This window comes from Methylobacterium hispanicum (genome assembly GCF_022179285.1).
In the GTDB taxonomy this organism is placed as follows: Bacteria; Pseudomonadota; Alphaproteobacteria; order Rhizobiales; family Beijerinckiaceae; genus Methylobacterium; species Methylobacterium hispanicum.
On record NZ_BPQO01000019.1, the window covers coordinates 39984 to 52897 of the forward strand.

Sequence of the window (12914 nt, forward strand, 5' to 3'; positions counted from 1 at the left end):
ATTCCGCCGCAATGCCCGCAAAGTTCTGTTAACCGCCAGAAGGGCATCGAATACCCCTGTGATTGGCGCATGAGGCGGGTGCGGGGCATCGATGTCGCTGAGGATCTGGTCTTCCCTGACGTCGTCCCGGGCCGCGCGGGGCCGCATCGCGGGCCTCGCCCGCAGGGCCTTCGCCGTGACGGCGCTCGCCGGGCTCGCCGCCTGCGCCCAGAACAGCGACTTCTACCCGACCAAGGGCGACGTGAAGCCCCATCCGGGCGTGGCGCGGGCCAAGCGTCACCCCATCCAGGGCATCGACATCTCCAAGTGGCAGGGGCCGATCGACTGGGCCTCCGTCCGCGCCGCCGGCACGCAGTTCGCCTTCATCAAGGCCACCGAGGGCGGCGACCACGTCGACGAGCGCTTCCGCGAGAACTGGGAGGGTGCGGGCCGGGCCGGCGTGCCGCGCGGCGCCTACCACTTCGTGTTCTGGTGCCGCTCGGCGCGCGACCAGATGGAGTGGTTCAAGCGCAACGTGCCCAACGACCCGACCGCCCTGCCCCCGGTGCTCGACGTCGAGTGGAACGGTCACTCGCAGACCTGCCCGAAGAAGCTCCCGAAGGAGCAGGCGCTGGCCATGACCCGCTACATGCTGGAGGAGATGGAGCGCTACACCGGCAAGCGCCCGATCATCTACACCGACATCACCTTCCACAAGGACGTGCTCGAGGGCGAGCTGCCCGACTACCCGCACTGGCTGCGCTCGACCGCCGCCGAGCCCGAGCAGCGCTTCTCCAACCGCCGCTGGATGCTCTGGCAGTTCACCTCGACCGGCCGGGTGCCGGGCGTGCGCGGCGACGTGGACCGCAACGCCTTCTACGGCACGCAGGCGGAGTGGGCCTCCTTCCTCTCGACGGATTGCGACCCGCGCGACCACTCGCGCCTGTCCTCGCAGGGGCTCTGCACCGGCAAGTAGGCCGGGGGGACGCGGCCGCCCCGCGTCCCGGACGCCGCCGCGTCGAGCCTGGGCCGGGAGGCCGCCGACGCGGACGTGCGTCAGCGGGAGGAAAACTCCGGGATCCGTTCACGGTCTGTCTACAAACAGACAGATTTCGCGCAATCGATGTTGTAGGAGGGCCGGCAATCCCCCGATAGTAACGCACGATGCCGGCCGCGCCTGTTTCTTCGTTCGAGAACAACCAACTCCTCAAGGCGCTGAGCGACGCGGATCGCGACCTCGTCGTCCCGCATCTGGAAGCCGCGACGGTCCGGCGGGGTGAGATCCTGTTCGAGGCCGGGAGCGAGGTGCAGGTCATCACCTTCCCGTGCGACCGAGCGGTCGTCTCGCTCCTGATCACCATGCAGGACGGGCGCCGCGCCGAGACCGCCACGATCGGGCGGGAGGGGGCCGTGGGCGGCATCGTCAGCAACGGCCGCATCCCGTCCTCGACCCAGGCGGTCGTGCAGATCGGCGGCCCGGTCCTGCGCATCGAGTCGGCGCGCCTGCAGGACGCCAAGCGCCGCTCGGCCACGCTGCGCAACCTCCTGAGCCGCTACGGGGACTGCCTGCTCGCGCAGGTCCTGCAATCGGTCGCCTGCAACGCCCTGCACCCGATCGAGCAGCGCTGCCTGCGCTGGCTCCTCACCCTGCAGGACCGGCTCGGCACGGACGAGCTGCCGGTGACCCACGAAACGCTCGCCGCGATGCTCGGCGTGCAGCGCACCTACCTCACCCGGGTGCTCAGCACGCTCCAGGTCCAGGGACTGATCCGGGTCGGGCGCGGGCGCATCCACGTGCTCGGGCGGGCGGAGATGGAGGCCGGCTCCTGCGAGTGCCACGCGGTGGTGCGCCAGCACTACGAGGCGGTGCTGGGCCTGCCCGTGCCGGTGGCGGTGCCCCTCGCCGACGCCGGGCGCTGACGGGCGCGGCATGCCCGCACCGCGACCGCGCCCCTTGACCGGATGCCTGCGCCCGCTAAGGCATCCCGGCCAGTCCGGCACATGCGGGCACCGCGCGCGGGACGAGGCACCGCCGTCCCGACCGCCCCGATGACCGACCGCCCCGCCGACGATGCCCGCGAGACCGGGCGCCTCGACAGCCTCGGCCCGCGCCTCGTGCGCCTGGGCGAGAGCGCGCTCCTCATGCGCCTCGCGCTCGATGCCGGCGATATCGGGATCTGGGACTTCGACCCCGTCGGGGACCGGCTGGAATGGGACGGGCGCACCCGCGCCCTCTTCGGGCTCGGACCGGACGAGCCGGTGAGCTACGCGGGCACGTTCCTGCCGCGCCTTCACCCGCAGGACCGCGACGGGGTGGACGCGGCGCTTCGCGCCGCGCTGCGCCCCGAGGGGACCGGCCTGTTCGAGGCCGAGTACCGCGTCCGACTGCCGGACGAGGCCGCGCCGGGGGACGGAACGCGCTGGATCGCCGCGCGCGGGCGCCACGTCGTCTCGGGCGGCCGGGTGACCCGCATCGTCGGCACGGTGCGCGACATCACGCACCGGATGCGGGCGGCGCTCGCCGAGCAGGCCGTGCGGGAGCGCTACCGCCTCGTCACCCGCGCCACCAACGACGCGATCTGGGACTGGGACCTCGTCGCCGACGCGGTGACGTGGAACGAGGCGCTGACCACCGCCTACGGATGGGAGCTCGACCGGATCGAGGCGAGCGGCGGGTGGTGGCTCGCCCAGGTCCACCCCGCCGACCGGGGTCGCGTCGAGCAGGACATCCGCGCGGTGATCGCGGGCACCGCCGCCGAGTGGGCGCACGAGTACCGATTCCGGCGCGCGGACGGCTCCTTCGCGGAGGTGCTCGACCGCGGCTACATGGTCCGGGACGCGCAGGGGCGCCCGCTGCGCATGATCGGCGCGATGCTCGACGTGACCGAGCGCAACCGCGGCGAGGCCCAGTTCCGCGCGGTCTTCGAGGGCGCCAACCTCGGCATCGTGCAGCTCGACCCGCGCAGCCTGAAGGTGCTCAGGGTCAACCCGAAGCTCTGCGCGATCTGGGGCGCCCCCGCGGAGGCGATCGTCGGCAGCTCCGTCGCGGACTGGACGCCGGATGAGGACGCGGAGGCCCGCGACGGGCTGCACCGCCGCCTCGCCGCGGGCGAGATCCTGCAGGAGGTTCTCGAGAAGCGCTATCGGCGGGCGGACGGGCGGATCATCTGGGCGCGGGTCAACCTCGTCTCGCAGGTGCTCGGCGACGACATCCTCACCACGGCGATGATCGAGGACATCACGCAGGAGCGGCTCGGCGCGGCGCGGCGGCAGGCGCTCGTCGAGATCGGCGACGCCCTGCGCGAGGCGCGCGGCCGCGAGGCGGTCCTGGCGGCGGCGGTGGCGGTGGTCGGCCGGACCCTTCGGGTCCGCTGGGCCGGGCATTGCGGCCTCGACGGGGCCCGCGGCCTCGCCCCGGCCGAGGCCCTGTGGCACCGCCCGGAGGAACCGGCGCCCGCCGAGCCCGGAGCGGGCCTCCCCTGCCCGGCCGCCGTCGCCCTGCTGCGCGCGGGCGCGCGCCTGGCGGTCGCCGACATCGCGCTCGACCCGCGGGTCGCCGCGGACGCGGAGGCCTTCGCGGCGCTCGGCACCCGCGCGGTCCTGCTGGTGCCGGTGGGGGCGCACGGGCGCGTCGTCAGCGTGCTCGCCCTCCACGAATCGGCGCCCCGCACCTGGACGCCCGACGAGGTGGACTTCGTGCGCGAGGTCGCCGAGCGCGTCCGCGACGGCCTCGGCCGGATGCAGGCCGAGGACCAGCAATCCCTGCGCAACCGCGAGCTCAGCCACCGGCTCAAGAACACGCTGGCGATGGTGCAGGCCATCGTCTCCCAGACCCTGCGCGGCGCGCAGGATCTGGACGTCGCCAAGGAGGCGCTGGCCGCGAGGCTCGTGGCGCTGGGCACCGCGCACGACATCCTGCTGACCGGCGATACCGAGGGCGCCGGGATGGAGGCGGTGATCGCGGGCGCGCTGGCGCTCCACGACGACGGCCAGCCCGGCCGGTTCGCGCTCGGCGGGCCCCCGGTGGCGGTGGGCCCGCGGGTCGCCCTGTCGCTCGCCCTGATGATCCACGAACTCGCCACCAACGCGGCGAAGTACGGTGCCCTGTCGCTGCCCGGCGGGCGCGTCACGGTCGCCTGGAGCGTCGTGCCGGACGGCGCGGACGCGACCGTCCACCTCGCCTGGAGCGAGCGGGGCGGGCCGCCCGTGACCGCGCCCGCGCATCGCGGCTTCGGCTCGCGCCTGATCGAGCGGGGCCTCGCGGGCGCGGTGGGCGGCGCGGTGAGCCTCGACTACGCGCCCGAGGGTCTGACCTGCCGCGTCGCCGCGCCGCTCAGCGGATTCCAGGCGGCCGAGTAGCGGGATCGCCGGGGGGCGGGGTCCACGGGTGGAGGGGCATGCGAGGTCTCTGGGAACCGCATCCCCGGGCGGCGGTTCACGCCGCCCGCACGGTGGCCAGGAACCCGCCGACCGCCGCCCGCAGCGCGCCCGCCTGCCGGGCGAGGTCGCCGGAGGCGGCCAGCACCTGGGCCGAGCCGGCGCTCGCGGTGGCCGCGGTCTCGCTGACGCCGGCGATGTGGCCGGAGACCGCGCGGCTGCCCTGCGAGGCCTGCGCGGTGGTGCGGGCGATCTCGACGGTCGCCGCGCCCTGCTGCTCGACCGCGGCGGCGATGTCGCCGCCGATCCGCGACAGGCGCTGGATCGCGCCGTTGATGCCGCCGATCGCCGTGACCGACGCATCCGTGGAGCTGGTGATCTCCGAGACCTTGGCGCCGATCTCGGCGGTCGCCCGCGCGGTCTGGCCCGCGAGGTTCTTCACCTCCGCCGCGACCACCGCGAAGCCGCGGCCCGCCTCGCCCGCCCGCGCCGCCTCGATCGTGGCGTTGAGCGCCAGCAGGTTCGTCTGGTCGGCGATCTCCGAGATCAGCCCGACGATCTGGCCGATGCTGCCCGCGGCGGTCGCGAGGCGCCGGACCTCGCCCGCCATCTCCGCGGCGTCGCGCTCGGCCGCCGCCGAGAGGCCGGCGGAGGTCGCGGCCTGCTGGGCGATCTCGCGCACCGAGGCCGACAGCTCCTCGGTCGCCGCCGCGACCGTGTCGGCGGAGAGCGCCGCCTCGTGCGAGGCGCCGGCCACCTCGCTGCTGAGCGCGGTGGTCTCCTGCGCGGCCCGCGCCATCGCGGTCGCGGCGTCCTGGAGCTGCCCGGCCGCCTCCGAGACCGCCTCGACGATGCCGCCGACCTGCGTCTCGAAGCCGTCCGCGAGGTCGAGCACGGCGCGTCGCTGGGCCGCCGCGGTCTCGGCCGCGGACCGCTCCCGCGCCGCGCGGTGGGCCCGGCCCTCGGCGACGCTCGCCTGGAACGCCGCCGCGGCCCGCGACAGGGCGCGGACCTCGCGCGGGCCGCGCTGCGGGATCGCCACGTCCGTCTCGCCGCGCCCGATCGCACCGAGCACGTCGGCCATGCGGGTCAGCGGGCGGGCGATGGCGCTGCCGAGGCCGAACGCGAGGCCCGCCGAGAGCCCGAAGATGGCAAGCCCCGCCGCGAGCCACAGCGCGAGCGCCCGGTCGGCACCGGCCTGGATCGCGGCCGCCGTCTCCACGAGATCGGCGCTCAGTCGGTCCTCGACGCCCTTCAGGCCGTCGATCCGCTGCGTGGCGAGGCGGAACCAGAGTGGCGCGTCCCGGAAGGCCAGCGCCTCGCCGGGCGCCGTGTCGAGGGCGAGCCGGCGCAGGCGCGCGACCTCGCGCGCCGGCTCGCTCGCCTCGGCGGCGTCGAGGAGGCCGGCCTGCTCGGGGCCGGCGCCGGCCCGGAACTGCGCTTCGGCGCCCGCCTGCCCCGCCGCGAGGGCTGCGAGACGCACGAGGCCCGCCTGGTCCAGCCGGCCCGCCGCGAAGGCGGCGGAGGCCGCCGCCCGCTCCTGGCCGGCATTCTCCTTGAGGGTGAGGAAGGCCGCGTAGGTCGCCGCCCGGCCGGCGATGTCCGCCTCGCTCACGAGGCCCGACATCCCCCGCACGATGGCGAGACCCTCGCCGATCACGCCGGTGTAGTAGGCTGCGGCCTGCGGCGGAGTGAGCCCGAGGCCGTCGATGCTGCGCCGCTGGTCCGCGAGCCCGCCGAGCGCCCGGGCGAAGCCCGCGCCCCGCCCCGCGAGCGCCGGATCGGCCGCCGCCTCGGCGAGGCCGCGCAGGGCCGCGTCCGTGCGCGCGCGCTGGGCCGCGAGTTCGGCCCCGAACTGGGTCCCCTTCGAGCCGACGAACAGGCTCGAGGCGCCCCGCTCCCGCTGGGCCTCGTGCACGAAGGCGCTGATGCGCGTGGCGAGCCCCGTGAGGTCGGCCACACGGGCCATCTCGGTCCGCTGCGCGGCGCGCTCGCCGACCGTGATCGCCGTCACCGCCCCGAAGGCGAGGCAGGGCGCCAGTGCCACGGCGACGATGCGTCCGCGCAAGGATGCCAGAAAACCCCCGATCATGACTCGCCCGTCTTGTTCTCGTTCGTCCTGTTCGCAGTGTTGTGATGGGGCGTCTGAAAAAAGAGTTGCCTTCGGCGGATCTGCCCAACTTCAGTGCATGATGCGTAATTCGTAGACAGATCTTGCCCCCGCGAGGCTAAAGGACCGACGTTCGGCAGCGATGCGGCCGCCCGATGCATTGCGCCGGTCGCCGATTGCTCTGGATCCGGCGCGCATGATCCGGTGCCGTCGGTGCCGGATGCCGATCATCATGATCGCCGGGGCTTCGCGCGCGGAGAGGACTTGCGGGGAACGGCCGGCGGCATCGGGCGCGCAGACGGGCCGGTTCGCTATCGGCGCGATTGCCGCCGCGCGTCCGGAGACGGCCGCCACGCTGCTCGTCGATGCCGGTCTCGCCGATCGACCGACCGACCGACCGACCCCTTGGCCGCGAGCGCCCGGGTGTTCCGCGTCGATCGGCCGACCCGACCGCGGGATTGTGGCTGTACTCTTTTCGTTCTAAGCAGGCCTCTCGGATCCGGGTGAAGGTCTTGCATCGCCCCGTCTTGTCCAGGGCGCGGCGCGTCCGACATGAGCGGTGCGGACCGTTCCGCCGCCTCGCCCGTTACCGCTGCACGAAGACGCTCCGAAAGACTGCCCGCCCATGGCCAAAGCCAACGTCGCCGCGAAGAACACGGCCGGCAAGACCGGCGCCGGCAAGGTGACCCGGGGAGCGGGCGGCGGGGCGGCCAGTAAGACCGATCCGAAGAAGACGGTGGTGAAGAAGACCGTGGTGAAGAAGGCCCCGGTGAACGCGGCCGAGGCGGACAGGGCGGCGCCCGCGAAGGTGCGGGCGTCCGGCGGCGCCTCCGCCGCGGCGCAGGCCGAGAGCCGGTTCGACCGGCTCTTCGACGGCGCCCAGGCGGCCCGCGACCAGCGCGTGATCTCCGTGCGCGGCGCGCGCGAGCACAATCTCAAGAACGTCGATCTGACGATCCCGCGGGACAAGCTCGTGGTCTTCACCGGCCTGTCGGGCTCGGGCAAGTCGTCGCTGGCCTTCGACACGATCTACGCCGAGGGTCAGCGCCGCTACGTCGAGTCGCTCTCGGCCTACGCGCGCCAGTTCCTCGAGATGATGGCCAAGCCCGACGTCGATCAGATCGACGGGCTCTCGCCGGCCATCTCCATCGAGCAGAAGACCACTTCGAAGAACCCGCGCTCGACGGTCGGCACCGTCACGGAGATCTACGACTACATGCGCCTGCTCTGGGCGCGGGTCGGCATCCCCTACTCGCCGGCCACCGGCCTGCCGATCGAGAGCCAGACGGTCAGCCAGATGGTCGATCGCGTCCTGGCGCTGCCGGAGAAGACGCGGCTCTACCTGCTCGCCCCGGTGGTGCGCGGGCGCAAGGGCGAGTACCGCAAGGAGATCGCCGAGTACCAGAAGAAGGGCTTCCAGCGCCTGCGCATCGACGGCGAGTACTACGCCATCGACGACGTGCCCAAGCTCGACAAGAAGCTCAAGCACGACATCGACGTGGTGGTGGACCGGATCGTGGTGCGCGACGACATCGGCTCCCGGTTGGCCGAGTCCTTCGAGACGGCGCTGGAACTCGCCGACGGCATCGCCGACATCGAGTTCGCGGACGCGCCGGAGGGCGAGATTCCTCAGAAGATCACCTTCTCGTCGCGCTTCGCCTGCCCGGTCTCCGGCTTCACGATCCCCGAGATCGAGCCGCGATTGTTCTCGTTCAACAACCCCTTCGGCGCCTGCCCGACCTGCGGCGGCATCGGGCACGAGATGCGCATCGACCCCGAGCTGGTGATCGGCGACGGGGCCCTGAGCCTGAAGCGCGGCGCGGTCGCCCCCTGGGCGAAGTCCACCTCGCCCTATTACGGCCAGACGCTGGACGCGCTCGCCAAGCATTTCGGCTTCAAGACGACGGTGGCCTGGGACGCGCTGCCGGCCTCCGCCCGCGCGGTGGTCCTCTACGGCACGGGCGAGCAGGCGGTGCGCTTCGCCTACGACGACGGCATGCGCGCCTACGGCGTCTCGAAGCCGTTCGAGGGCGTGATCCCGAACCTCGAGCGCCGCTACAAGGAGACCGACAGCGACGCCACCCGCGAGGAGATCGGCCGCTTCATGAGCGAGACGCCCTGCGCCGCCTGCGCGGGCAAGCGGCTGAAGCCCGAGGCGCTCGCGGTGAAGATCGACATGCGGGACGTGGCCGAGGTGACCGCCCTCTCGGTCTCGGACGCGCATCGCTGGTTCTCCGAGCTCCCTGACAGGCTCACGCCCAAGCAGAACGAGATCGCGGTCCGCATCCTGAAGGAGATCCGCGACCGCCTGACCTTCCTGGTCGATGTCGGCCTGGAATACCTGACGCTCGCCCGCGGCTCGGGCTCGCTCTCGGGCGGCGAGAGCCAGCGCATCCGGCTCGCCTCGCAGATCGGCTCGGGCCTCACGGGCGTGCTCTACGTGCTGGACGAGCCCTCGATCGGCCTGCACCAGCGCGACAACGAGCGCCTCCTCGGCACGCTGAAGCGCCTGCGCGACCTCGGCAACTCGGTGATCGTGGTCGAGCACGACGAGGACGCGATCCTGCAGGCCGACTACGTGGTCGACGTGGGGCCGGGCGCGGGCATCCACGGGGGCCGGATCATCGCGCAGGGCACGCCCGAGGCGGTGCTGGCCAACCCCGATTCGCTCACCGCCAAGTACCTGACGGGCGCGCTCTCGGTCCGCACGCCCACCTCGCGCCGGAAGGGCCGCAAGGGCAAGCTCGCCCTCTACGGCGCCCGCGGCAACAACCTGCGCGACGTCGATGTCGAGATCCCGCTCGGCACCTTCACCTGCATCACGGGCGTGTCGGGCGGCGGCAAGTCGACCCTCATCATCGACACGCTCTACAAGGCGGTGGCCAAGAAGCTCAACGGCGCCCTGGAGCACCCGGCGCCCTACGGGCGGCTCGAAGGGCTGGAGCACCTCGACAAGGTCATCGACATCGACCAGTCGCCGATCGGGCGCACGCCGCGCTCGAACCCGGCCACCTATATCGGCGCCTTCACGCCGATCCGCGACTGGTTCGCGGGCCTGCCCGAGGCCAAGGCCCGCGGCTACCAGGCGGGGCGCTTCTCGTTCAACGTGAAGGGCGGGCGCTGCGAGGCCTGCTCGGGCGACGGCGTCATCAAGATCGAGATGCACTTCCTGCCCGACGTCTACGTCACCTGCGACGTCTGCAAGGGCCGGCGCTACGACCGCGAGACGTTGGAGGTGAAGTACCGCGAGCGCTCGATCTCCGACGTGCTCGACATGACCGTCGAGGAGGCGGCCGAGCTGTTCAAGGCGGTGCCCGCGATCCGCGACAAGATGGAGACCCTGAAGCGCGTCGGCCTGCACTACGTCCGGGTCGGCCAGCAGGCGACGACCCTGTCGGGCGGCGAGGCGCAGCGGGTGAAGCTCTCGAAGGAGCTCTCGAAGCGCGCCACCGGCCGGACCCTCTACATCCTCGACGAGCCGACCACCGGTCTGCACTTCCACGACGTCGCCAAGCTCATGGAGGTGCTCCACGAACTCGTCGATCAGGGCAACACCGTCGTGGTGATCGAGCACAACCTCGAAGTCATCAAGACCGCCGACTGGGTGATCGACATGGGCCCGGAGGGCGGCAGCGGCGGCGGCATGGTGGTGGCGCAGGGCACGCCCGAGCAGATCGCCCGCTCGACCGCGAGCCACACCGGCCGCTTCCTGCGCGAGGTGCTGGCGCGCCGACCCCTCGCCGCGCGCCGCGACGCCGCCGAGTAGCGCCGGGGCGGGACGGACGGGACCGATTCCGGCACGGAACGCACCCGATTCGGGATGACGGGCCCCGGATTGCCCATCGCGGGGTCGTCGGCCGCCCGGCGCGCGGGCAGTCCCGCCCGCGGCCGCGGCCTGCCGGCGGGCGATCGGCCACGGTGCGGTTGCCGGATTCTCCCGGGGGGGCAGGTCCGCCCAACAGCTTGACCGTTCTGAGATATTTTGCCGGGTGACCCGCATCGCACGGGTCAGATCAGGCAAGAACAGGTCTTGCCGCGCCGCAGCAGGAATGCGGCTTTTGCGCAACGCTGCTGGGGCTTCTGCCCGAAGGGCAGGCATTCCACTGTCCTTCTGCAACGCCGTGTAGAATAGTCCCAATCGTTGAGACTTGGGGTGGCGCCGTAAGGGGGCACCCGGTACCGGGCGACTCGGGGGCTGCACGGCAGCGAACCGGAACCGAAGTGCTGGGGCTACGGGACGGAAGGCCAGGGATCCTTGGGAAGGAACGATAACATGATGAAGAAGTGGCTCGCAGCCGGCGCCTTCGCGCTCACGGCCGCGGCGACGGCGACGCCGGCGCTCGCGCAGACCACCACGGTGCCCGGCGAGCAGGTCGGCCTCGCGACCGGCGCTCCGCTGCCGGAGGGCATCTATGCCCTGAACACCTTCACCTACCGCCGCACCGACGCGCCGTTCTCGCCCGACACGGCCGTGAACATCCCGGTGCTGGTCTGGTCGACCCCGCTGGTTCCGCTCGGCGGCCGCATCGAGCTGCTCGTCGCGCCCCCGACCGTGTTCGCCTTCACCCGCAACCGCGCCGGCGTGCCGAACCGCGACATCTCGATCAACGTCGGCACCTTCGTCGGCGGTATCTGGGCGTTCGACCTCGGCGGCAACTTCGGCGCCAGCCTCCTCGGCGGCGCGTACCTGAACGACCTGAACGGCGACCGCGGCTCGCTCTGCACCCCCGGCGCGCTCACCGCCGGCTGCACCCCGGTCCTGCCCCAGCTCTCGTCGAACACCTACCGCTTCGGCGTCGCCGGCAGCTACACGGGTGACGGCTGGAACATCACCGCCAACCTGACCGCCAACATCTACGACTCGCCCGGCCGCTTCCCCGGCCTGGTCGGCGCCGCCATCGGCCCGATCAACCTCTCCGACTCGCTGAACATCGACCTCACGGCGACGAAGAAGTTCGGCAAGTTCGAGTTCGGCGCCGTCGGCTACGGCACGTTCAACTTCGACATCGGCCCGCTGTCGGCCGCTGCCGGCAACCGCGGCCGGTTCGCCCTCGGCGGCCTCATCGGCTACGATTTCGGGCCCTTCACCGCCCAGCTCTACGTCGCTCGCGACGTCGCCACCGGCGCCCGCTACACGGACGCCCTCGGCCGGACCCGCGACAACTACTCGACCGACGGCTGGTTCCGCATCATCGCCCCGCTCTACACGGCGGCGGCGCCTGCGGCCCCGATCGCCCCGGCCCCGCTGGTGCGCAAGTACTGATCATCGGATCGGGCGTCCTCGGACGCCCGGCCCGCACCCTTCGGAGGAGCCGCCCGGTCCATGCCGGGCGGCTTTCTCATTTCTCGTCCGGTGCCGCATCCATTCGAACGAACCGGCTGTCGGCGGCGCGGCGGCGTCCTATCTCAGCGCGGATCCCCGGGCCGGGGCCGTCCCGGCAGGGCCGGAGACGCGAGCGGCGGGTGAGCGGCATGAGCAGCCAGGGCGAGTGGAAGATCCCGGCATCCGTCCAACCGAAGGCCGCCGACTGCCGCTACGACCTGGAGCGGGCGGTCTCGGCCGTGGTGGCGCTCTCGACGCGCGTGCCCGAGGCCGCCTTCACCGCGGAGGTGCTGGGCACCGAGCGGGCCGGCAACGGCGTGGCGATCCGCGAGGACGGCCTCGTCCTGACCATCGGCTACCTCGTCACCGAGGCCGAGAGCGTGTGGCTGACCACCCATGACGGCCGCTCCGTGCCGGGCCACGTGATGGGCTTCGACGCCGCCACGGGCTTCGGGCTCGTCCAGGCGCTCGGGCGGCTCGACGTGCCGGTGCTGCCGCTCGGCGACTCGCGCACGCTGAAGGTCGGGGATCGCGCCGTGCTGGCCGGCGCCGGCGGGCGCACCCGCGCGGTCTCGGTCGAGCTCGTCGCCCGCCAGGAGTTCGCCGGCTACTGGGAATACGTGCTCGACGAGGCCCTGTTCACCGCGCCCTCGCACCCGCACTGGGGCGGCACCGCACTGATCGGTCCCGCGGGCGACCTCCTGGGCATCGGCTCCCTGCAGCTGCAGCAGGGTGGCGGCAGCGCCCGGGCCATCAACATGGTGGTGCCGATCGAGTTTCTGCCGCCGATCCTCGACGACCTCGTCGCGCGCGGCCGGCCGAACCGGCCGCTGCGGCCCTGGCTCGGCCTCTACGCGACGGAGAGCGAGGAGGGCATCGTGGTGATGGGTCTCGCCGACCACGGTCCGGCGGAGAGCGCCGACCTGCGTGTCGGCGACCTGATCGAGGCCGTGGCGGGCGAGCCGGTCGGAGACCTTGCGGGGCTCTTCCGCAGCGTCTGGGCGCTGGGCGAGGCCGGCGTACGGGTTCCGCTGACGGTGCGGCGCGACGGACGCGTGCACAAGCTCACCCTGGTCTCGAGCGACCGCGAGCGCTTCCTGATCAGCCCGCCGATGCACTGAGCGC

8 protein-coding genes are annotated in these 12914 nt (G+C 72.8%); 6 read left to right on the plus strand and 2 right to left on the minus strand.

The genetic code is table 11. From position 1 onward, the window contains the following. Positions 1-91: 91 nt before the first annotated feature. The 3 genes from MFF56_RS20265 to MFF56_RS20275 all read left to right on the plus strand — a co-directional run bounded on the left by MFF56_RS20265 (position 92) and on the right by MFF56_RS20275 (position 4338). Positions 92-955 carry a glycoside hydrolase family 25 protein gene (locus MFF56_RS20265; RefSeq protein WP_066924225.1) on the plus strand — a complete coding sequence of 288 codons (864 nt, stop codon included), beginning with the start codon at positions 92-94 and terminating at the stop codon, positions 953-955. Positions 956-1143: 188 nt separating this feature from the next. After that, on the plus strand, positions 1144-1899 hold the full coding sequence (locus MFF56_RS20270) for a Crp/Fnr family transcriptional regulator (RefSeq protein ID WP_066924227.1): 756 nt from the start codon (positions 1144-1146) through the stop codon (positions 1897-1899). Between the two features lie 129 nt (positions 1900-2028). Beyond that, complete coding sequence (locus MFF56_RS20275) at positions 2029-4338, plus strand: PAS domain-containing sensor histidine kinase (protein ID WP_238230683.1); 2310 nt, start codon at positions 2029-2031, stop codon at positions 4336-4338. Between the two features lie 76 nt (positions 4339-4414). Here MFF56_RS20275 and MFF56_RS20280 read toward each other — a convergent pair whose 3' ends face one another. Together MFF56_RS20280 and MFF56_RS20285 are read right to left on the minus strand one after the other, a co-directional pair. Further along, a complete protein-coding gene (locus tag MFF56_RS20280) occupies positions 4415-6448 on the minus strand; it encodes a methyl-accepting chemotaxis protein (protein ID WP_066926703.1) in 2034 nt (677 codons plus the stop codon). Positions 6449-6538: 90 nt separating this feature from the next. Then, on the minus strand, positions 6539-6820 hold the full coding sequence (locus MFF56_RS20285; protein ID WP_156453978.1) for a hypothetical protein: 282 nt from the start codon (positions 6818-6820) through the stop codon (positions 6539-6541). A gap of 271 nt (positions 6821-7091) precedes the next feature. Here MFF56_RS20285 and uvrA point away from each other — a divergent pair, with 271 nt between their 5' ends. The 3 genes from uvrA to MFF56_RS20300 all read left to right on the plus strand — a co-directional run bounded on the left by uvrA (position 7092) and on the right by MFF56_RS20300 (position 12910). After that, positions 7092-10232, plus strand: coding sequence for an excinuclease ABC subunit UvrA (gene uvrA / locus MFF56_RS20290; protein ID WP_238230685.1), 3141 nt, complete (start codon positions 7092-7094; stop codon positions 10230-10232). A 507-nt stretch (positions 10233-10739) separates the two neighbouring features. Further along, positions 10740-11729, plus strand: coding sequence for a transporter (locus MFF56_RS20295; RefSeq protein WP_066926701.1), 990 nt, complete (start codon positions 10740-10742; stop codon positions 11727-11729). A 209-nt stretch (positions 11730-11938) separates the two neighbouring features. After that, positions 11939-12910 (plus strand): S1C family serine protease, encoded by a 972-nt coding sequence (locus tag MFF56_RS20300; RefSeq protein ID WP_066926699.1) that lies wholly within the window; start codon positions 11939-11941, stop codon positions 12908-12910. Positions 12911-12914 lie beyond the last annotated feature (4 nt).